This window comes from Providencia sp. PROV080, from assembly GCF_033688105.1.
Taxonomy (GTDB): domain Bacteria; phylum Pseudomonadota; class Gammaproteobacteria; order Enterobacterales; family Enterobacteriaceae; genus Providencia; species Providencia zhejiangensis.
In genome coordinates, this window is record NZ_CP096346.1 from 2,724,801 (window position 1) to 2,745,274 (window position 20,474).

The following is a 20,474-nucleotide window of genomic DNA, read 5'->3' on the forward strand; positions in this document are numbered from 1 at the left end:
ATTATCATTATCGTATTTTTAAATTTACGATAAGATGCAAAAAATGGCATTATGACTCAATGAAAAAATCACATAACAATCAATTAGGTTACCGCTACGTCGCCTAAAGTAAAAGAATACATAATGGAATTTCACAGAAAAATAACATGTAATCTGGGAAAAAACACCAAAAATAGACCTAAAACAGCAAAACAATTCAAATTAATGATAAATAACCCAATTTATAATAAGGATTAATCATCTCATTCGCTATGCTGCAATAATAGCCTTACTTATCGAGGGGATTTATCATAATAATATACATCTAAAATCATTTTTAGCCCACAATCAATCTGCTCTATTTTTAGCCTAGATTATTTCCCTCATCAATAGAATGAAATTGGCGGAGTAAGCGATAAAAACATTATCTATGTATAAATTAATAGGGTCGCCAGTAAGACATTACCTGCTTATCGCTTTTTGTTATTTTTTGTGTCATTTGATTGAGCTTCAGGAACCTATCAATGCCTATATCAACAGGATTATATTTAAACCATTTATCATAAAATTAACACTGAATATGCTGCCTCACTCCGGTTATTTCATTCATCAAAATTATCAAATAAATAGCCTTCAATTTAATTCAAATAAAATCACTTTTCACGAGCTAATTAAAAACAAATTCAGAATATTAATAAAAATCAATTAACTTTATTATAAAAAACAGAACGCACTATATTAATTGAGTTAATTAAAGTAGATGGATTTATTTCATTAATAAAGGAATCAAGATGAAAAAACACTTTCCCCTAAAGGCGATGACTTTCCTATCAATCGTTTCTCTTTCAAGTACCACGCTCGCCGCCCCTATTCATTTTTCAACATTATTAATGGATTCAGCCATGACACTCTATGAACTGCAAGAGTTCGGAAAAGAAATCAAACAACATCTCGCTGAAAAAGAGCAAAAATCAAAATTTAAAACCTTTGATGAGCTTCTTTTGGAACAATTTAAAAAAGTAGACAAAAGTTTTACACCCACCATGTCTGAAGTAGATGAAAACATAAAACAATCAATAGAAAATAATAATCATTATATTAATGCTCAGCTAAGCATGTATTCCCATAATAGCGAAAAAAAATGGTTATTACTTAAGAGGAAGCATCATAAAGCTCAGACAGATAATTTGAATCAGTTTGCTAACCTACACCAAAGCATAGATAAAACTCAGAATATCAATAACACACGTTTTACTAAGCTGGATAAAAAAATTGATAAAACCGCCAAGCAAGCTCATTCAGGCATCGCTTCTGTTGCGGCGATGTCGAATATTCCCTATACCATGAATACCCGTTTTAGTGCAGGTGTTGGCCTAGGTCATTATCATGATGGTCATGCTATCGCGGCTGGCGCACAATACCAAGTAAAAGAGAATATTAACCTTCGTAGCTCTATCTCTTGGAATAATTCAGACCGCGCCGTGGTCGGTGCTGGTATTGCCATTGGTTGGTAGTTGGCTACGCCATACTCTTTTTTGATATCTTTAAACGTTCACTTCCCATACCACAGGAAGTGAACGCTTCCATTGCATCATTGATGCCAAAATCCTAACAACGATAAAATTCATATCATCATAATTTAAAAATCATTGTTTAAACGGGGATCGCCATAATTTCTTGATATGCCGCGACCAGTTTATTTCGCACTTGGATACCCATTTGTAAACTTAAACTGGCTTTTTGCATATCCACCATAACATCATTCAGCGAAATATCACTTTTGCCCAATGTAAAATCTTCAATCTGTTTTGCCGATTGATTCCTAACAGAATTAATTTGATTTACGGCAGAAACAAGATGATCAGCAAAACCAACAGGTTCAATCACGGGCTTACTGTGATTTGCAGCTTGTGATGCGGTAATTTGTAGCTGCGATAATACGCCTTCAATAGCTTGGATTGTCATTTTCTTCCCTTCAATTTCTGTGCGAGCCATCGTCGCTGTCTTATTTGGCATGCATACCCTAGCACAGCCTTTTTAACTTGAAGCCGATAAATAACACCAAAATTATGGGCTGATTCCGTCATTAGATTTATCAGAGTCATCAATAATAGCAACGTAAAAAAGTGATGTACGAAGAGGGAATAACATTGTTTCGCCAAAAGTGTTTTCATCTGTTGATTCTGCAAGGCAGGGAATATTTATGAGTGCCGCATCTAAAGAGACCGGAGAAGCTACCAAAGGGTTTGCATCTATTGCATCACGCTTTAAGACTTCCCCAAAAATCCCATTAATGATTGCTGGCGCCGCCGCGATTGCGGTCGTTGTCGCCCTACTTCTTTGGCTACGCAGCCCTGACTACCGCGTACTTCTGAGTAACCTCAGCGCAAAAGACGGTGGTGATATCGTCAGTCAATTAACGCAAATGAACGTGCCGTATCAAATTGCCGATAATGGCAGTGCAATTTTGGTACCGGCCGATAAAGTTCATGAATTGCGCCTAAAATTAGCCCAGTCAGGTTTACCAAAGGGCGGAAATACAGGCTTTGAGCTGTTAGATAAAGAACAGTTTGGTATTAGCCAATTTAGTGAGCAAGTTAACTATCAACGTGCATTAGAAGGTGAGTTATCGCGCACGATTGAATCACTCAGTCCAGTGCAAAATGCTCGCGTTCATTTGGCTATTCCTAAACCGACCTTATTTGTCCGTGAACAAAAATTACCGACTGCATCTGTTACCGTGGGGTTACTCCCTGGTCGTATGCTCGATGAGGGCCAAATCAATGCCATTATCCACATGGTATCGAGCAGTGTAACAGGTTTAACAGCCTCAAATGTGACGATTGTTGACCAAACAGGTCGGTTGCTGACTAACAATGACAATAGCCAGCAATCGGCTAACAATGCGCAAATAAAAATGACGAAAGAGATGGAGTCTCATCTCAAACAACGTATTGAAGACATTATTTCGCCTTTAGTTGGGCGTGCTAACGTTCATGCTCAAGTTACCGCACAGATGGATTTCTCAAAAGTTGAGCAAACCTCTGAAGAATATAAGCCAAACCAAACCCCCAATAGTGCGGCGATACGTTCTCGTCAAAATAGCCATAGCATGCAGAACAATGCTAGTGGTACCGGTGGCGTACCTGGGGCGCTGTCGAATCAACCTCCCAGTGCTCCGAGTGCACCAATAACGACGGATAAAAAAGAACAAACATCACAGCAAAGCAGTGCTTCTCATAATGGTTCAAGTCATTCTCAAAGTGATGAAACCACCAATTATGAAGTCGACCGTAAAATTAGCCATACTCAGCGCCAAATAGGTGTCGTTGAACGGTTGTCCGTTGCAGTGATCATCAACTATTTACCGCAAGAAGGTGAAAATGGTCCACAAATGCAGCCGTTATCACCGGAAATGATGGAACAAATTGAATCACTTACCCGTGAGGCAATGGGCTATTCGACTGATCGTGGTGACTCATTGAGTATTACAAATTCACTGTTCACCAACGATAGCGTCGTAGAAGAACAACCTTCAATGCTTGAGAACCCACAACTTCTCGCACAAGTATTGGATTACGGCAAAATTATCTTAATCGCTATTATTGCTTGGTTTATGTGGCGTTTTGGTATCAAGCCTCAATGGCTCAAATACCGTCAAACACAGCAAGCCCAAGCAGCAGAGGTGTTTGTTGCGGCTCAGCCTAAAACCCCTCTCGTCGTTGAAGAAGAAATTAATGAAGATATGGATGAACAAACACGTCGCCGTCTCACTCGCCAACGTGTCAGCGCAGAAATCCAAAGTCAGCGTATTCGTGAAATGGCAGAAAAAGATCCACAAGTCGTGGCTATGGTCATTCGCCAGTGGTTAGGAAAAGCACAATGATATTAAGTGGAACCGAAAAAAGTGCCGTGATGCTGATGACACTCGGCGAAGATCAGGCAGCTGAAGTTTTCAAGCATTTGAATCCTAAAGAAGTGCAGCAATTGAGTATGGCCGTCTCGAATATGCGCCAAATCTCTAACAATGAGTTGGCGGAGGTTTTAACAGAATTTGAGGAATCCGCCATTCAATTTGCCGCACTCAATATCAATACGAATGATTATTTACGTTCCGTGCTTGTGAAAGCACTGGGTGAAGAGCGTGCCGCTAGCTTACTTGAAGATATCTTTGATAAGCAGGAAAGCACTTCAGGTATTGAAAGCCTCAATTATATGGAACCGCAAACCGTTGCCGATATTATTCGTGACGAACATCCACAGATTATTGCTACGATTTTAGTCCATCTGAAGCGTAACCTGGCTGCGGATGTTTTAGAGCTATTCGAAGAGCGTCAACGCAACGATATTATGCTACGTATCGCAACCTTTGGTGGCGTTCAACCAGCAGCGTTAGCTGAATTGACCGAAGTGCTAAATAACCTGCTTGATGGACAAAACCTCAAACGCAGCAAAATGGGTGGCGTAAGAACTGCTGCTGAAATTATTAACTTGATGAAAAATCAGCAAGAAGAAAGCGTTATTAATGCGATGCGTGATTACGATGGCGAACTGGCACAACGCATTATTGATGAAATGTTCCTATTCGAAAATCTTATCGAAGTCGACAATCGTAGCATTCAGCGCATTCTACAAGAAGTTTCCAACGACTCGTTGGTTATCGCGCTCAAAGGCAGCAATCAAGCTCTACGAGACCATTTCCTCAACAATATGGCTGTTCGTGCTGCTGAAATTGTTCGTGACGATTTGGAGTCCCGTTCACCAGTACGCATGTCTCAAGTCGAAAACGAGCAGAAAGCGATTCTTATGATCGTTCGCCGCCTAGCAGAGAAAGGCGAAATCACCATTGGTGGTGGAGATGATGTCTATGTCTAATTCATCGATTCCTCCGCATGCATGGCAGCCTTGGCAATTACGCGAGTTGAACCAGTGGGACCTTAACTCTTCAGGGTTACCTTCCGCTGATGAACAGCCTGAACCTGATAAACCTAAAGTGCCCTGCCTTGAACCACAAGAGGTACTAGAGCAGATTAATATTCTCGATAACCTAAAAGAAGAAGCGCATCGTGCTGGCTATCAACAAGGTTATGATTTGGGGAAAAAAGAAGGTTATCAAGCAGGCTTTGAGCAAGGGCTTCGCGCGGGTGAAGAACAAGGCCGCCAACAAGCATTAGCGCAAGAGCAACCCATTATTGAAACATGGCAAAAACTACTCTCTGAGTTTAATTATTCATTAGATAGTTTCGATACCGTGATCACAACAAAGCTGTTGCAAATCGCTTTAACCGCTGCAAAACAGGTACTGGGGCAATCAACCATCTGTGACGGTACCGCTCTACTTGAAGAAATCAGCCATTTGCTACAGCAAAAACCTATTTTTACTGGGCAGCCTGAGTTACACGTTAACCCAGCGCATACCGAACTGATCGAACAGCATTTAGGCTCACTGCTGAGCTTAAACGGCTGGCGCTTAGTGGGTGACCCCAAATTACACCTTGGGGGCTGTCGCGTTGTCGCTGAAGAGGGTGAAATCGATATGACCGTTGCAACACGCTGGCAGGAATTGTGCCGCCTTTATGCGCCGGAGACCCTATCATGACAGTACGAATGAGCCGTTGGATTGCCGCACTGGAAGGGTTTGAATCACGTATGAAAGGGATCCCAATGACACGCCATTATGGGCGTTTGACTAAAATTACCGGTTTAGTCATGGAAGCTGAAGGCATCAAAATGCCATTGGGAGCCACTTGTATTATTGAGCGTACTATCAATGGCCGCCATGACGAGGTGGTTTGTGAAGTCGTTGGATTTAATGGTTCGCGCATGTTACTGATGCCGCTTGCGGATCTCGAAGGCATTGCGCCGGGAGCGCGTGTCTATGCACAAACAACGGGAGATGATGGGCAAACTAGCCGTTTATTACCTCTCGGGGATGAGCTATTAGGGCGTATTTTAGATGCGCAAGGCACCCCTCTTGACGGCAAGGGGCCGCTTGATGTTAAGCAACGTGCTCCCTTGATCACTCCACCAATCAACCCACTAGAGCGTACACCTATCCACAGTGTTTTGGATGTGGGGGTTCGAGCGATCAATGCCCTACTCACTGTGGGTCGAGGGCAGCGCATGGGCCTGTTTGCCGGTTCTGGCGTGGGGAAAAGTGTCCTGCTTGGGATGATGGCGCGTTTCACACAAGCTGACATCATTGTCGTTGGCCTCATCGGAGAGCGTGGGCGCGAAGTTAAAGATTTTATTGAAAATATTTTAGGTGCCGAAGGTTTAAAACGAGCAGTGGTTGTTGCGGCGCCTGCCGATGTTTCACCATTACTACGCATGCAAGGTGCCTCCTATGCTACCCGTATCGCCGAGTATTTTCGTGACCTTGGTAAGAATGTTTTACTGATTATGGACTCCCTGACGCGTTATAGCATGGCACAACGGGAAATCGCTTTAGCCATTGGAGAACCGCCTGCGACCAAAGGTTATCCGCCATCTGTTTTTGCCAAATTACCCGCATTGGTTGAGCGCGCAGGTAATGGCAAAAATGGTGGCTCAATTACCGCCTTTTATACGGTGCTAACGGAAGGGGATGATCAGCAAGACCCTATCGCGGATTCTGCTCGCGCTATTCTTGACGGTCATATCGTATTATCACGCTCGCTGGCTGAATCAGGTCACTACCCCGCTATTGATATTGAAGCCTCAATCAGTCGAGCCATGACTGAATTAATTGATAAGCAACATTATCGCCAAATTCAACGCTTTAAGCAGCTGACTTCCAGTTATCAACGAAATCGTGACCTCATTAATGTGGGTGCCTATGCAGCAGGCAGCGATCCGCTGCTAGATATGGCCATTCAATATTACCCTCGTATGTCTAAATTTTTGCAACAAGATATCGATGAGCGCTGCGACTATCAAAGCGCTTGTGAACAATTGGCGCATGCGGTTCCTAATGAGTCATGAGGGTTAGATGAGTAAAAACAATGCGTTAACTACATTATTGAGTTTGGCTATTGAGGCTTCTGAGGAAGCCGCAAAGGTTTTAGCCCAAGTTAGACAAACGCAAGTACAGATGACTCAACAACTCAATATGCTAGAAAACTATCAGACTGAGTACCGACAAAAGCTCAATCAGACACTGCATAGCGGAATAGATGCCGATAAATGGCAAAACTATCAACAGTTTTTAGTGACATTAGAGCTGACAATTGAGCAACAGCAGCAACAGTTATCCCTATGGGAACAACGTGTCAATGAAGCAAACCGTCACTGGCAGGAAAAACAACAGCGGGTCAATGCTTTCGATACTTTAATTCAACGTGCTGAGCAGACTAAAAATCAGCGCTTAAGCCGATTAGAGCAAAAGCAAATGGATGAATATGCTCAACGTGCAACGTTACGGAGAAACCAATAAATGGACGTCAATACGCATAACGCCGCCAAGGCAGCCATCACAAACAGTAAAAATATCGGTAACGCACAACAAAACGAGCCGCGTTTTGAGGATAACCAAGCGCCTGCGGTGCCTTTTCAAGCCGTGTTGGATAACCAGCAGCCAGCGCCACAAAAAACATCGACTAATCATTCTACGTTAGAAAATACGCCTAACAGCACCTCGGTGTCGACAAATACGCCGACAGCAGCAGCTGAGCGTGATACCTCACCGATTAAGGATAAAACTGAACACGCGATTGACCAGCTCAATTATAGCCGCCACATACGCAACGAAGCGAACCAACCGGCGTTACAGGCACAGTTACTGAACCAAGCAGATGCTGTCGAACAAGTGTGGTTAACCAACCTAAAAAGTGATTTAAATCAGCAAGCGCTTGCGTCGGTATCCACGAAGTTTGCCGATGGTCATCGTTCAGCTTTGGTGCCTTTTGCGCAAAAAACATCACCATTCAATAGCCAATTGGTCGCTAACCCCGACGCTGATGAGAGCATTGATTTTCGTGCACAAATGCAGCTAGCTGAAGATGAGGAGTCGACATCAATCGCGGCATTTATTAAAAACGAGAAACAAGAACGTAAAGACCAGCCGCTATTTTCCCTTAACAATAAACGCGAAATATCGGCTAAAGAGTTAACTCACGACTTTATGCCATTAAATAAAAAACTGGCTGATAAAGACCCACTTTCTGTAACACAAAACGTCTCCGTTGTGGATAACAGTCAAAATATCAAAGGAGCATTTACATCAACTGTGGAGAATGGTTCCTTTCAGGTGACACCAACACAAACCGTGGTAGGCACAACTGTCAATTTGGCAGCACCACTCGTTAACTCACATGCAGCTTCCGCCAATATGCCTGTTGTGCCAATGCCATCCGGAGTGCCTTTAGGGAGTGACGCATGGCAACAGCAATTAAACCAACACATGCTGTTTTTCTCACGCCAAGGTATTTCACATGCGCAAATACGTTTACATCCAGAAGAGTTAGGCTCCTTGAATGTTCATCTGCGTATTGAAGATAACCAAGCGGTAATGCATTTTGTTTCGCCACATAGCCACGTACGGGCCGCCATGGAAACGATGATGCCGATGCTACGTAATGCGTTGCAGGAAAGTGGCATTCATCTTGCTCAAGGTTCTGTTGGGCAAGATAACTTTAGTGATCAAAATGGCTCAGATGCACATTCGCAAAACAGCCATGAACACCAACTTCATACCCGCCATTCTGTGGGAGGCGTTGTGAATAGTGACTCGGTAACCGCCACGCATATTACCTCGATTGCTCACTCTCGAGGAGGAATCGACACATTCGCTTAATTTTTAAACAAGAGGTGGTGATTTCCTATTTAAAGCGCCGAGTTACCCCCTTTTTGTTTCGTTTTTCCCCCCTTTAGTCTGGCTCAAGCAAGCCATAATGCTAAAGATACAAAATAAAAAGCCCATGTTGGGTTTGGTCTTCATAAATAGGAATTTTGCTAACATGTCGTCTTCAAGCAATGCATCTAAAAGTTCAAATAAAGGGCTGCTCGTACTGCTTACCCTTCTTGCCATTGCCGGTGTAGGTTTTGGTGGTTATACATGGTGGACAACACAGCAGATAGCAAAATCAGCAAATGAAGAAGACACCCCATCTAACATTAGCCAACCTATTTTTATGGATTTAGAACCTTTTACGGTCAATCTTCCCGGCCTCAATGAAGCCCCTGACCGTGTGTTGTATATCAATATCACATTACGTTTAGGCAATGAAAAATCACGTAAGCAACTGCATGACTACTTACCCGAAGTACGTAGCCGACTGCTATTACTGCTATCGGAACAAAAATCAAAAGTCCTCAGTAGTCATGAAGGTAAATTGCAATTAATGCAATCTATTAAAGACACTTTGTCGCCGACGATGATCCCTGGTGAAAAAGATCAGCAAATCACAGACGTACTATTTACGACATTTATTTTACGGTAATTCAGATGAGCGATAATATTTTATCTCAGGCTGAAATCGATGCGTTGCTCAATGATGACGCACCGGCGTCGAATGAATCAGCGACACAATCGAAAGACAAAGAACACATTCGTCCCTACGACCCAAATACGCAACGTCGCGTTATTCGTGAACGCATGCAATCTCTCGAAATTATTAATGAGCGCTTTGCTCGTCAATTTCGGATGGGGTTGTTTAATATGTTACGCCGTAGCCCAGATATTACTGTTGGGGGAATAAAGATCGAGCCTTATCATGAATTTGCTCGTAACTTGCCAGTTCCTACTAACTTGAACCTGATTCATATGCCGCCTTTGCGCGGTACGGCTTTATTCACTTTTGAGCCGGCCTTAGTGTATATCGCTGTCGATAACTTGTTTGGTGGTGATGGCCGGTTTCCCGTTCGTTCAGAAGGTAAGGAGTTCACCAATACTGAACAGCGCATCATCAACCGAATGCTAAAGCTAGCGCTTAGCGCTTATCGCGATGCTTGGAAACCTATCGCAGATATTGATGTGGAATATGTGCGCTCGGAAATGCAGGTAAAATTCACCAATATCACAACGTCACCGAATGACATTGTGGTGACAACCCCCTTTTTGGTTGAAATCGGCAATACCATCGGTGAATTTAGTATTTGTATTCCTATCGCCATGATAGAGCCTTTACGTGAACGGTTAATTAACCCGCCAGTAGAGCAAGGCCACCAAGAAAATGAGGCTTGGGTGAGTAATTTAGTCACACAAGTCAAACGTTCTGAGTTAGAACTCGTCGCGAATTTTGTCGATATTCCATTACGAATATCTCGCTTACTGCAATTGCAAAAAGGGGATGTTATTCCTATCGAGAAGCCAGATCGCCTCATCGTGAGCGTTGATGGTGTGCCAGTATTAACCAGCCAATACGGCGCGCAAAATGGCCAATATGCATTGCGTGTAGAACATTTGATTAACCCTGTTTTAAACACTCTAGATGAGGAAAGTACCAATGAGTGAGGCGAAAAATTCTCCTGATGCATCAACCAATCACGACAGTGAAGATTTATGGGCTGAGGCATTAGAGCAACAAAAGAAAGCGGAATCCGCCTCTGCCGGTGCACAGGCGTTTGCAAATCTCGATGGCCAAAATGCACTCAATCAGCTGTCTGATATTAACCTGATTATGGATATCCCCGTTCGTCTTTCAGTCGAATTAGGGCGTACCAAAATGACGATCAAGAAGCTATTAAGTTTATCGCAAGGGTCTGTCGTTGCGCTTGATGGATTAGCGGGTGAACCTTTGGATATCCTCATTAATGGCTATTTAATCGCCCAAGGTGAAGTGGTCGTGGTGTCAGATAACTATGGTATTCGCATCACCGACATTATTACGCCATCGGAACGTATGCGCCGTTTAAGTCGTTAATATGGCAATGGGGAGTGACATGAAAACAACACCATTTATTAGCCACACAGAACAGCCTAGCAGCCAAACGCCCCCGGCAATTAGCAACAGTGACAGCTTAGCGCAAATTTCAGGCGCTTTAGGCGGCATCATCTTATTGATACTCGCTGGCGCTTGGTTGGTAAAAAAAATCGGTTTTGCCCCAAAAAGTTTCGGTAAAAACCCATTAGTGAACGTGAAAAGTCACTGTTCACTCGGTAATAAAGAGCGTGTTGTGGTCGTTGAGATAAATAATGAATGGTTAGTGTTAGGTGTTACTGCACAATCCGTGAATTTGTTGCATCAATGCCCTGCTAAGCAAGCAACAACGTTAACATCGGTGACTGAACCACTGACATTTCAGTCTCTTCTGAAGAAAAAACAAGAAGCCGCTCAGCAAGCGGCCTCCAACATCTCCTCTTGTCAATAATTGGAAGCACACATGTTCCCTTTGAAATCTACCACTGTGATCGCTTCATTATTATTCATACTACCAACACACGCTCTGGCGGCTTTGCCTCCCATCATGAGTCAAACGCTACCTGATGGGGGTCAAAGCTGGTCATTGCCCGTTCAAACGCTACTTTTTTTAACTTTGCTTGGTTTTATTCCTGCACTTTTGTTAATGATGACCAGCTTTACACGCATTATCATTGTGTTAGGTCTATTACGTAACGCTCTTGGTACCCCTTCAGCGCCACCAAACCAAGTGTTATTAGGACTTGCGCTCTTTCTGACATTTTTTGTGATGTCACCTGTTGCAGACCAAGCTTATCGCGAAGCTTATCAACCGTTTAGTGAAGATAAGATCAGTTTAGAAACGGCTTTAGAACGGGGAACCGCCCCATTTCGTACCTTTATGCTAGGACAAACCCGTGAAACTGATTTAGCTCTGTTTGCTCGAATAGCAAAAGTCGGTGATATCCAAGAAGCTAAAGATGTTCCTATGCGAATTTTGGTGCCGGCTTTTATTACCAGCGAACTCAAAACCGCTTTTCAAATCGGATTTACCATTTTTATTCCATTTTTAATCATAGACTTAGTGGTTGCTAGTGTTTTGATGGCGCTCGGTATGATGATGGTTCCACCTGCGACAGTTTCGTTGCCATTTAAATTGATGTTATTTGTTTTAGTGGATGGCTGGCAGTTATTACTCGGTTCTTTATCACAAAGCTTTTTTAATTAGCAATAAACATCATTTATTCATTGAGTTATTTAAATAAGGAATAACGATGACACCTGAATCAGTTATGGCAATGGGTACCGAAGCGATGAAGATTGCTTTAATGTTAGCCGCCCCATTATTGCTCGCTGCACTATTCGCGGGGTTGATCATTAGCTTGCTGCAAGCGGCTACACAGGTGAATGAAATGACCCTATCATTTATTCCTAAAATTCTCTCTGTTATCGCTGTCATTATTATTGCGGGTCCATGGATGCTCAATTTATTGCTGGACTATATGCGCACCCTATTCAGTAATTTACCATTCATCATTGGCTAATCATGTTAACGATGACTAGTGAAACACTCACTCTCTGGCTCAGCCAAGGCTTTTATCCTTTCATACGCCTTTTAGCGCTGTTCGGTACAGCGCCCTTTTTTAATGAAAAACAATCGATTACTAAAGTCAGAGTGATATTAGCTTTTTTTGTGATTTTGATCGTATCACCTCAACTTCCTGTCGTGAATATTCCATTATTTTCAGCAATGGGCTTATGGGTGATAGTGCAACAGCTGGTTATTGGCGTTGCTATAGGCTTAACCATGCAGATGGCATTTGCTGCTGTACGCCATGCAGGTGAAGTGATTGGTTTACAGATGGGATTATCTTTTGCCACCTTTTTCGACCCTACAGGTGGCCCTAACATGCCCATTTTAGGTCGAATTCTAAATCTGATTATGTTGTTGTTATTTCTCTCATTTGATGGGCATTTATGGTTGATTTATATTCTTGTTCATTCATTTGAGCTGATCCCAATTCAGGTTTCGCCTCTAAATCGCGATGGATTTTGGTCATTGGTGCAATTTGCCAATAGCATTTTTATCAATGGGTTAATGTTGGCATTACCATTTATTACGCTATTTTTAATTCTTAACTTAGCACTGGGTATTCTGAATCGCATGACACCACAACTTTCTGTATTTGTGGTCGGTTTCCCACTGACACTCACGATTGGCATTAGCATGCTCGGGTTGATTATTTCAATTTTACCGCGTTATAGTGAACGCCTTATCCATCAAGCTTTTGAACAGCTTTCATTAATGTTTGGGTTATTTTCTGGATAAATAATACAGATGAATAATTTTAAAATAAGTAGTACCGCATATAACTACTTATTTGCACACCTATATTTCATTTAAACATTAATAAGAGTAAGTTAAACAGCAGCCTTAATTTAAGGTGCTTTGTTATAATAACTATTTCAATAAACATAATTAGTCCTTAATATACCTTAGTAAATAAAAAATCCATATTAACAGTAAAATTATCGAGGTTAAAATTATAAAAAACAACAGTCATTAAACATATAACCATATACCTATAATTGATATCAGTTGATAAATCATCATTTGTTCATCTGGCTAAAGGCTAACAAGCCTATAATAGCTATCACCTTGATATGGTTTATGTATTAATCTACCTGTACGGCAGTGAACGTTAACAGTAAAATCATCGATTTCTAAGCTGATAAGATATCAGTAAAATTAACATATATAATAAATAGTTAACGAGAAACATTTAAAAAGCGTCTTAAATGTATTATTTTGAACATCAATAAAACCACATAAATTAATTTCAACATATCACGTTAAGTATTGATAAAAGTAACACACTCGCCTTAACATGCCAAATCAAATATTGATAGAGATAAAGTATCTAATAATTGAAATGATCACTCTTATTAATATATATTAACCTCTATATCTCCGACTAAAACCTATTCATTATAAAAGTATTCTAATTATTCATTAATATATAGCGTCGATTTCGTGATTTCTAAGCTGCCTATACGGCAGTGAACAGGTGACGGTGATCAAAGCGACTTACCCTGAATTTCTAAGCTGCCTATACGGCAGAGAACTGATGATGTGGAAGCTGACCCGAAGATTGTGTTTTCTAAGCTGCCTATACGGCAGTGAACGCGTAAATATAAATTAGAAAGGCGTGCTGCTTTTTCTAAGCTGCCTATACGGCAGTGAACTGAAGCGTTCGACATCGAGGCTAATGCAGAGCTTTCTAAGCTGCCTATACGGCAGTGAACTTAAAGCACAATCCGATTAAATGCAAGGAAATTTTCTAAGCTGCCTATACGGCAGTGAACCGATAGAAATTGAAATTATAAAAACAGATGCTTTTCTAAGCTGCCTATACGGCAGTGAACAAGCGACTTGCTCTGGCGCGAATGTCTCGCAATTTCTAAGCTGCCTATACGGCAGTGAACCTCGACTAAACTTAACCGAGGCATCAATGATGTTTCTAAGCTGCCTATACGGCAGTGAACCCAATTTAGCTTTTTCCATTGCCACGCTTTGATTTCTAAGCTGCCTATACGGCAGTGAACTCACCCAGACTTCATAGGCGGAATCACCTTTATTTCTAAGCTGCCTATACGGCAGTGAACCCCCATGTTGCCACGGATTAAGCGAGTAGGAATTTCTAAGCTGCCTATACGGCAGTGAACTTATGCTGTTGACGGGCACACATCCCCAATATTTTCTAAGCTGCCTATACGGCAGTGAACGATAGCCTAGCAAATAAAATGCGTTAGACAACAATAAATTAAGCTAATTATTGGCTAAATACCTTCTTTTTTTACTACCTTAGTAACATCTTGTTTTATCAGAAATTTTTAAAGAGCAAAAATAAAAAGGTAAATAAAGGGTAAAACATACGAAGAAAAATACAATGGTTTGATAGGAAAAATATGAACAAGAGGGAAAAAGAAGTGGGTAAACCAATTAGCCAGCCTCAACCCAATTGAAGCTGGCTAATAAATTAGCGACCGCCAAACAGTGACATGCTATTTAAATCTTTAAAAATATCCTGAGACGCTTGGAACATTGCCATCTCTTTATAATAGTCTGATGTTGCCCCTGTCCAATTTGTATCTAACAAATTACTCATACGCTGACTATTTTGAATACTGCGCGTATCTGCAAGGAAATCTAACTTATCAATTTCTTGCAATTGCAACCCTTGCTTAGCCTCAATGTTTGAAATCTTATCTAACGCCGATTTAATTGCTGAGTTCGCCTCACCCAATGCTTTTTGAGCAGCCTCTCGCTCAGCTTGAGTCGCATTTTCTTGTGGTGTTTTCAATGCAGCAATACCTGCATTTAATCTTTTAAACACCTCAACCGTATTCGTGTTATCTGTTGTAAATACTTGAGCACCAGTGAAATAGGTTGTCATTTCGCGATCGCTCGATACATTCTGCATAATCGCTTTATCGCCGCCTTTATAGATCACTTCACCACTTGCATCGACCTCAAATGGGGGCTTATCCGATTTAAAACCAGCAAAAATATAACGGCCATTACCATCGGTTGTATTACCCAAAGCAACCAACTGGTCCTTTAAGCCACTTAATTGTTCTGCAAGAGATAATCTATCGCTATCGCTTAAACTGGCTTGGTTGGAAGCTTGAATAATAGTTGTATCGATCTGAGTTGTTATATCCGTCATTTGAGTCAAAATACTCATTTGCAACAACATACCGGTTTTTGCAAACCCTCGGCTTGCGACATATTGCTGATTACGGTTTTCTGACTGATTAATTCGTACCGCCTGTGAGGATGCTTGAGGGTCATCCGATGGCTTACTCACTCGTTTTCCCGACGCTAATTGACTGCCTGCATCCATCCAACGTGCTTGTGCATTGTTCATGTCTTGCAAACGTTGGTGATAAATCATATTAGTACTTAAACGCATAATAGAATCCTTTTTAATTCACTGAAACTTAGAACGCTCTCATCAAGGCATTGAACAGGTCATCAACGGTTTTTAGTACCTGTGCATTGGCATTAAAAAACTGTTGGATTTTTTGCATCTGAATACTTTCTTCGTTCATATTGACGCCAGAAATAGCCTGCTGCTGCTCATAGAAGCTTTCTGTCATTTTATTTTGTGTTTCGGAATCAATTTGCGCTTGCTTTGTTTGGTTACCAACATCATTGACGATAGTGGCGTAATAATCTGAGAATGTCGATGTTCCCCCCACTAATTTTTGATCTTGGAGTTTTACTAGCTCTTTTAAATTTTCATTATCACCAGGGCCACTACCTTTACTGCCCGCAGCAGCAAAATTTGCCGCCTCACTCACCAACGTCTGCATACCGTTGATGACACCATTGACTGGTTTTACTAAGAATGCGTCACCACTTTGTGCATTATTATTGCTAATCTTCAACGCAATACCATCAAACTTCAGTGTATCCGCGGTTGACGTATCCACAGTGACTTTAGTCCCTTCTGGTAACCTTGTGACATCCCAATTTTTACCATCGAAGCGCATCTCATAATTATTACCCGTCACTTGAGAGACATCACTGTAGTGAAAATCGAAATCCGCTTGGCCCCGATTAAAGGTATTGCTGACGACATTCCCTTTTCCAATTTCGAAAAAGTCCTTACCTGTATTGCCGTTAGCGTCAAAGCCCTTTTGATGGATCTCATTAAATTTACTCGCAAAGACCAATGCTAATTTATTGATTTTTTGATAAGCAGGATCAATAACTTCTTTGCGTGAACGTAAAACACCACTGAGCTCGCCACCACGAAATGCATCATCCGGAATTTCTCGCGCTTGCCCATTCGCTCCCACAAACCCAATACTGAAACGGCTATCATCTTGTGAGGACGGAACCGCTTCTAAACGGTTAGCGTGTTCCCCTGTGACTAATGGCAAGCCATTTGCGAAGGTAACGTTATAATTCCCATTTTGTTCGATGACTTTTACACCAACTAATGAGTTAATTTCACTGACTAAGCGATCACGTACATCAAGCAGGTCATTCGGTTCGGAACCACTCACAGAGCGTACTCGAGCAATCTGCTGGTTCAGACCTGCGATTTTTTCCGCATAGGTATTAATGTCTCTCACCTTAGTTTCAATTTGGCGATTAACATCACGCTCCATGTCTTGCAGTCGTCGATTTGCTTCTTTAAATTGACCAACTAATGCATTTGACTTACCCAAAAAAACATCAATCAGTGTCTTATCACTCGCATCACTACTCGCAGCATCAAGAGCAGTAAAGAAGCTACCGATATTACTGGAAATATCTTCGATATCATTAGTGAGCAAATCATCAACTTGGCTACTGTTTTTCGCATAAGCCTCATATTCACCACTACGAGCCCGTGATTGACCGTATTGCTGGTTGATAAACTCATCAAATTCGCGGCGAACATGGCTGAAATAGGTGCCGTTACCAAAATAGCCGTTAGGTGTCATTGTGCCGGGATTCTCCCCGAAAACAGCACTTTGGCGGTGATAATAACCGACACCAGCGTTAGCTAAGTTATTAGAAATAACACTTAACCCACCTTGTGCCGCATTCACACCACTAAGCGCATTATTCATTACATTATTCAGCATAAGCTTTTCCTTTATCTGGTGCTTATCGCCATGGCTTATCGATGAAACCGTCGCAATATCAACCCAAATTTTTTCATTGCTTTAGTTATCGGAAAAATGCCGTAAACATTTAGTGCTTACGGCACCTTTCTAATAAAAAATTAAAAAATATCACTGAGATCGACGGTATACGCTTGAACCGCTTTCGAGGCTGTTTTATCGACCCCATGATGACTACGAATTTGGTTAATCAAAGCAATTAACTTATCCGAGTAGTTAGGGTCTGTTGCATAACCGGCTTGATGTAAACGGCGTGCCGCAACTTCCGGTGATTGCGCATGCTTAACGCTGTGATAACGAGGGTTTTCGGTGAGTAAATTAATATAGTCCGCAATCGCTTCTTCATAAGAAGCATAAACGCGAAAATTATCACGCATTTTCATGCTTTTACCGTTAATCACCTCGGTCGTCATAATGTTAGTCACAGGTCCTTGCCAGCTTTTCCCTGCTTTAATACCGAATAGGTTATGACTGGCTTTCCCTTCTGCCGTTAAAATTTCTCTGCGTCCCCAACCACTTTCCAGCGCGGCTTGAGCAAGCACTAACAGAGGCGATATACCACTTTTTTGACTCGCGGCTTTGGCTGGCTCAATAAGCTGACTGATAAAGTTTTGGCTATTTAGCGAGAGGGATTTGACTTTTCCCATTGGTGATGACAATGCATCACCTAATGGCGCAAAACGGCGTACAATTTGAGCCATTGCTGGATTAGGCAGCGAATCCAGTAACTTACTCTCCATACTGAATGGCTTTATTGGTTCTTCGGGGGAGGAAGTCTCACCTTGAGTTTGTTTTAACTGCTGATACATCATTTCGCCGAACCCTAATCCTTTATTCGACAAATCTTGAGCAATTTGTTGATCATACATACTGGTCAGCATGCGTGTTTGATCGCTGGAAAATAAGCCATCTTGAGGTAGCGCATCACGCATACTTTTCAACATCATTTGCACAAATGTCGCTTCCAGTTGTTGGGTGACTTGACGTAACCCTTTATCTGGGGAATCAGCAATTTCACGTTTTAGGCTACTGAGCGACTGCAAATCAAATGCCGCACCTTGCATGAGTTGCATATCATTCATTAGATGATCTCCAACTTAGCACGTAAACAACCCGCGCTCTCCATCGCTTGTAAAATAGACATTAAATCTGTTGGCGTTGCGCCTAAAGTATTCAGCGCCTGTATGACTTGGTTCAGCTGTACACTTGCGTTCACTTTTTGTAGCGCGCCACCTTGCTCACGAAGGCCGATATTCGTATTACGCGTCACTACGGTTTGTCCGCCAGCAAACGGCGTGTCCGGTTGGCTCACTTGCGTTTGCCTATCAACCATCACAGATAAACTGCCATGTGCCACGGCACAGCTTTCTAATGTCACACTGCGATTGATCACGACTGAACCTGTACGCGAGTTAAGGATAACTTTCGCTTCAGCAATCGGCGTGCGAACGTTCAACTCTTGGACTTGTGCAAGAAAACGTACTTGCTCACTATTCGTCATCGGCACACGTAACTGTACTGTGCGAGAATCTAATGGTGTTGCTGTACCTGCCCCACGTAACCGATTGATCGCATCACTAATATCTTGAGCTAATGTGAAACTATCGTCATTAAGTTGTAGATTGATTACACCATTTTGGCCGAAACTCGTTGGGAGCTCACGTTCTATCGTGGCTCCTCCAGTGATCCGCCCACCAGCCAATTGGTTAACTTTGATACTACTCCCCCCCGCACTGGCGCCTGCTCCCCCGACTAAAATGTTGCCTTGTGCCATCGCATAAATTTGTCCATCAACCCCTTTCAAAGGCGTCATTAGCAATGTTCCTCCGCGTAGGCTTTTCGCATTCCCCATTGAAGAAACAACAACATCGAGTGACTGACCAGAACGTGCAAAAGGCGGTAATTTAGCGGTGACCATAACGGCCGCCACATTTTTCAATTGCATATTGGTGCCAGGAGGAACCGTGATCCCCATCTGAGATAACATGTTACTCAAGCTTTGGGTGGTAAATGGCGTTTGCATGGTTTGGTCACCCGTGCCATCCAGCCCGACCACCAATCCATAACCAATTAACGCGTTATCACGCACACCCTGCACCGTAGTTAAATCCTTGATGCGCTCACCATTAACGGGGGCAACAAACACACAGAGTAGTGTCAGCAGAAGGGTCACTAATTTATTCATTCGATTATCTCTACGAGTTTACAGCTCAATTTTCACCTTAATAAGGCGAAACATTTAAGAAAAAGCGTTGCAACCAGCCCATGGTTTGTGATTCGTTAATATAACCATCACCGACATATTCAATACGTGCATCCGCCACTTGTGTGGAACTGACATTATTATCCGCACCAATTGTTCGAGGGTTCACAACACCCGAAAAGCGAATCGATTCTGTACCTTGATTGATAGCAATACGTTTTTCACCAACAACATGTAAGTTGCCATTCGCTAAGAGTTGATCGACCGTGACGGTGATTGTGCCTTTAAATGTATTATTAGCATTCGCTCCTCCCTTCCCCGTAAAATCGCTACTTCCTTTCACATCCAATTCGGTATTGCTACCCCCTAACCAGCCCTGCATAAAACCGGGTAAAATGGCGGCTAAAAAACCTGTTTTGCCACTACGATTCGCATTGGCCGATGAGTTCTTACTGGCGCTAACATTCTCTTGCAAGTTAATCGTTAAAATATCCCCCACATTACGAGGCCGCCTATCTTCAAACAGTGGTTGATAGCCATAATATGCAGGCTGTGCACTTTGAAAAATGGCGCCATTAGGTGCAGGTGCGGTCGGTGCTGTCGGTAACGCACTTGTCTGCGTATCCACCAGAGGACGAGGTTTGACATAAGCGCAGCCACTGATAGCGAATACCAATGTCAGCACGAGAACCTTACTGGGTGAAAATAATGAATTTTCCTTATTTTGAGGGACAATACCGCTTTTCATCATCATGGTGCTCTTTAGCTGCTGTATCTGTTTTATCATCACG

At 42.2% G+C, this 20,474-nt stretch carries 20 protein-coding genes and 1 CRISPR repeat array; of the genes, 14 read left to right on the plus strand and 6 right to left on the minus strand.

Features of this window, described 5'->3' with window-relative positions:
* Nucleotides 1–770 precede the first annotated feature (770 nt).
* Nucleotides 771–1,493, plus strand: a complete 723-nt coding sequence (locus tag M1F03_RS12095) for a YadA-like family protein (RefSeq protein WP_251464419.1) — start codon at nt 771–773, stop codon at nt 1,491–1,493.
* Between the two features lie 139 nt (nt 1,494–1,632).
* On the opposite strand, the gene fliE is transcribed toward M1F03_RS12095, so the two are convergent.
* Nucleotides 1,633–1,944: a flagellar hook-basal body complex protein FliE gene (fliE, locus tag M1F03_RS12100; protein ID WP_154623808.1), complete on the minus strand. Its 312-nt coding sequence runs from the start codon at nt 1,942–1,944 to the stop codon at nt 1,633–1,635.
* Nucleotides 1,945–2,182: 238 nt separating this feature from the next.
* On the opposite strand from fliE, the gene fliF reads away from it, so the two are divergent.
* The 13 genes from fliF to fliR all read left to right on the plus strand — a co-directional run bounded on the left by fliF (nt 2,183) and on the right by fliR (nt 13,125).
* Entirely contained in the window at nt 2,183–3,865 is a 1,683-nt protein-coding gene (fliF, locus tag M1F03_RS12105; RefSeq protein ID WP_163862325.1) for a flagellar basal-body MS-ring/collar protein FliF, read from the plus strand.
* Nucleotides 3,862–4,854: a flagellar motor switch protein FliG gene (gene fliG, locus M1F03_RS12110; RefSeq protein WP_154623795.1), complete on the plus strand. Its 993-nt coding sequence runs from the start codon at nt 3,862–3,864 to the stop codon at nt 4,852–4,854. The genes fliF and fliG overlap by 4 nt, the downstream gene beginning before the upstream one ends.
* A complete protein-coding gene (fliH, locus tag M1F03_RS12115; RefSeq protein ID WP_154623796.1) occupies nt 4,847–5,578 on the plus strand; it encodes a flagellar assembly protein FliH in 732 nt (243 codons plus the stop codon). The genes fliG and fliH overlap by 8 nt, the downstream gene beginning before the upstream one ends.
* Nucleotides 5,575–6,942 carry a flagellar protein export ATPase FliI gene (gene fliI, locus M1F03_RS12120; protein WP_163862329.1) on the plus strand — a complete coding sequence of 456 codons (1,368 nt, stop codon included), beginning with the start codon at nt 5,575–5,577 and terminating at the stop codon, nt 6,940–6,942. Before fliH ends, fliI begins: the two co-directional genes overlap by 4 nt.
* A 7-nt stretch (nt 6,943–6,949) precedes the next feature.
* Complete coding sequence (gene fliJ / locus M1F03_RS12125) at nt 6,950–7,393, plus strand: flagellar export protein FliJ (RefSeq protein WP_154623798.1); 444 nt, start codon at nt 6,950–6,952, stop codon at nt 7,391–7,393.
* The gene (locus tag M1F03_RS12130; RefSeq protein WP_251464421.1) at nt 7,394–8,752 is read left to right on the plus strand and encodes a flagellar hook-length control protein FliK; all 1,359 of its coding nucleotides are present in this window, start codon (nt 7,394–7,396) and stop codon (nt 8,750–8,752) included. It abuts the gene before it with no gap.
* Between the two features lie 163 nt (nt 8,753–8,915).
* Entirely contained in the window at nt 8,916–9,398 is a 483-nt protein-coding gene (fliL, locus tag M1F03_RS12135; protein ID WP_163862334.1) for a flagellar basal body-associated protein FliL, read from the plus strand.
* Nucleotides 9,399–9,403: 5 nt separating this feature from the next.
* A complete protein-coding gene (fliM, locus tag M1F03_RS12140; protein WP_154623801.1) occupies nt 9,404–10,411 on the plus strand; it encodes a flagellar motor switch protein FliM in 1,008 nt (335 codons plus the stop codon).
* Nucleotides 10,404–10,820, plus strand: coding sequence for a flagellar motor switch protein FliN (fliN, locus tag M1F03_RS12145; protein WP_154623802.1), 417 nt, complete (start codon nt 10,404–10,406; stop codon nt 10,818–10,820). Before fliM ends, fliN begins: the two co-directional genes overlap by 8 nt.
* A 19-nt stretch (nt 10,821–10,839) precedes the next feature.
* On the plus strand, nt 10,840–11,268 hold the full coding sequence (gene fliO, locus M1F03_RS12150; protein ID WP_154623803.1) for a flagellar biosynthetic protein FliO: 429 nt from the start codon (nt 10,840–10,842) through the stop codon (nt 11,266–11,268).
* 12 nt (nt 11,269–11,280) lie between these two features.
* Nucleotides 11,281–12,024, plus strand: a complete 744-nt coding sequence (gene fliP / locus M1F03_RS12155) for a flagellar type III secretion system pore protein FliP (protein WP_154623804.1) — start codon at nt 11,281–11,283, stop codon at nt 12,022–12,024.
* Nucleotides 12,025–12,070: 46 nt separating this feature from the next.
* Complete coding sequence (fliQ, locus tag M1F03_RS12160; RefSeq protein ID WP_163862337.1) at nt 12,071–12,340, plus strand: flagellar biosynthesis protein FliQ; 270 nt, start codon at nt 12,071–12,073, stop codon at nt 12,338–12,340.
* A gap of 2 nt (nt 12,341–12,342) precedes the next feature.
* A complete protein-coding gene (gene fliR / locus M1F03_RS12165; protein ID WP_154623806.1) occupies nt 12,343–13,125 on the plus strand; it encodes a flagellar biosynthetic protein FliR in 783 nt (260 codons plus the stop codon).
* A 709-nt stretch (nt 13,126–13,834) separates the two neighbouring features.
* A CRISPR array of direct repeats spans nt 13,835–14,582; the repeat unit is 28 nt; unit sequence TTTCTAAGCTGCCTATACGGCAGTGAAC.
* A gap of 254 nt (nt 14,583–14,836) precedes the next feature.
* Here the strand turns inward: fliR and flgL are convergent.
* From flgL to M1F03_RS12190, 5 genes are all read right to left on the minus strand, one after another.
* On the minus strand, nt 14,837–15,772 hold the full coding sequence (gene flgL / locus M1F03_RS12170; RefSeq protein ID WP_251464425.1) for a flagellar hook-associated protein FlgL: 936 nt from the start codon (nt 15,770–15,772) through the stop codon (nt 14,837–14,839).
* Nucleotides 15,773–15,800: 28 nt separating this feature from the next.
* On the minus strand, nt 15,801–17,441 hold the full coding sequence (gene flgK, locus M1F03_RS12175) for a flagellar hook-associated protein FlgK (protein WP_154622984.1): 1,641 nt from the start codon (nt 17,439–17,441) through the stop codon (nt 15,801–15,803).
* Between the two features lie 140 nt (nt 17,442–17,581).
* Nucleotides 17,582–18,562, minus strand: coding sequence for a flagellar assembly peptidoglycan hydrolase FlgJ (gene flgJ, locus M1F03_RS12180; protein ID WP_163862343.1), 981 nt, complete (start codon nt 18,560–18,562; stop codon nt 17,582–17,584).
* Nucleotides 18,562–19,665: a flagellar basal body P-ring protein FlgI gene (locus M1F03_RS12185; RefSeq protein ID WP_154622982.1), complete on the minus strand. Its 1,104-nt coding sequence runs from the start codon at nt 19,663–19,665 to the stop codon at nt 18,562–18,564. Before M1F03_RS12185 ends, flgJ begins: the two co-directional genes overlap by 1 nt.
* A gap of 37 nt (nt 19,666–19,702) precedes the next feature.
* Nucleotides 19,703–20,470, minus strand: coding sequence for a flagellar basal body L-ring protein FlgH (locus M1F03_RS12190; protein WP_375097498.1), 768 nt, complete (start codon nt 20,468–20,470; stop codon nt 19,703–19,705).
* Nucleotides 20,471–20,474 lie beyond the last annotated feature (4 nt).

Bases quoted from the DNA above. Each gene is read 5' to 3' on its own strand.
- fliL (WP_163862334.1), top strand. From the start codon at position 8,916: ATGTCGTCTTCAAGCAATGCATCTAAAAGTTCAAATAAAGGGCTGCTC.
- M1F03_RS12185 (WP_154622982.1), bottom strand. From the start codon at position 19,665: ATGAATAAATTAGTGACCCTTCTGCTGACACTACTCTGTGTGTTTGTT.
- M1F03_RS12095 (WP_251464419.1), top strand. From the start codon at position 771: ATGAAAAAACACTTTCCCCTAAAGGCGATGACTTTCCTATCAATCGTT.
- fliG (WP_154623795.1), top strand. From the start codon at position 3,862: ATGATATTAAGTGGAACCGAAAAAAGTGCCGTGATGCTGATGACACTC.
- fliQ (WP_163862337.1), top strand. From the start codon at position 12,071: ATGACACCTGAATCAGTTATGGCAATGGGTACCGAAGCGATGAAGATT.
- fliM (WP_154623801.1), top strand. From the start codon at position 9,404: ATGAGCGATAATATTTTATCTCAGGCTGAAATCGATGCGTTGCTCAAT.
- flgJ (WP_163862343.1), bottom strand. From the start codon at position 18,562: ATGAATGATATGCAACTCATGCAAGGTGCGGCATTTGATTTGCAGTCG.
- M1F03_RS12190 (WP_375097498.1), bottom strand. From the start codon at position 20,470: ATGATAAAACAGATACAGCAGCTAAAGAGCACCATGATGATGAAAAGC.
- fliJ (WP_154623798.1), top strand. From the start codon at position 6,950: ATGAGTAAAAACAATGCGTTAACTACATTATTGAGTTTGGCTATTGAG.
- M1F03_RS12130 (WP_251464421.1), top strand. From the start codon at position 7,394: ATGGACGTCAATACGCATAACGCCGCCAAGGCAGCCATCACAAACAGT.
- fliN (WP_154623802.1), top strand. From the start codon at position 10,404: ATGAGTGAGGCGAAAAATTCTCCTGATGCATCAACCAATCACGACAGT.
- fliO (WP_154623803.1), top strand. From the start codon at position 10,840: ATGAAAACAACACCATTTATTAGCCACACAGAACAGCCTAGCAGCCAA.
- flgK (WP_154622984.1), bottom strand. From the start codon at position 17,441: ATGCTGAATAATGTAATGAATAATGCGCTTAGTGGTGTGAATGCGGCA.
- fliE (WP_154623808.1), bottom strand. From the start codon at position 1,944: ATGACAATCCAAGCTATTGAAGGCGTATTATCGCAGCTACAAATTACC.
- flgL (WP_251464425.1), bottom strand. From the start codon at position 15,772: ATGCGTTTAAGTACTAATATGATTTATCACCAACGTTTGCAAGACATG.
- fliI (WP_163862329.1), top strand. From the start codon at position 5,575: ATGACAGTACGAATGAGCCGTTGGATTGCCGCACTGGAAGGGTTTGAA.
- fliR (WP_154623806.1), top strand. From the start codon at position 12,343: ATGTTAACGATGACTAGTGAAACACTCACTCTCTGGCTCAGCCAAGGC.
- fliP (WP_154623804.1), top strand. From the start codon at position 11,281: ATGTTCCCTTTGAAATCTACCACTGTGATCGCTTCATTATTATTCATA.
- fliH (WP_154623796.1), top strand. From the start codon at position 4,847: ATGTCTAATTCATCGATTCCTCCGCATGCATGGCAGCCTTGGCAATTA.
- fliF (WP_163862325.1), top strand. From the start codon at position 2,183: ATGAGTGCCGCATCTAAAGAGACCGGAGAAGCTACCAAAGGGTTTGCA.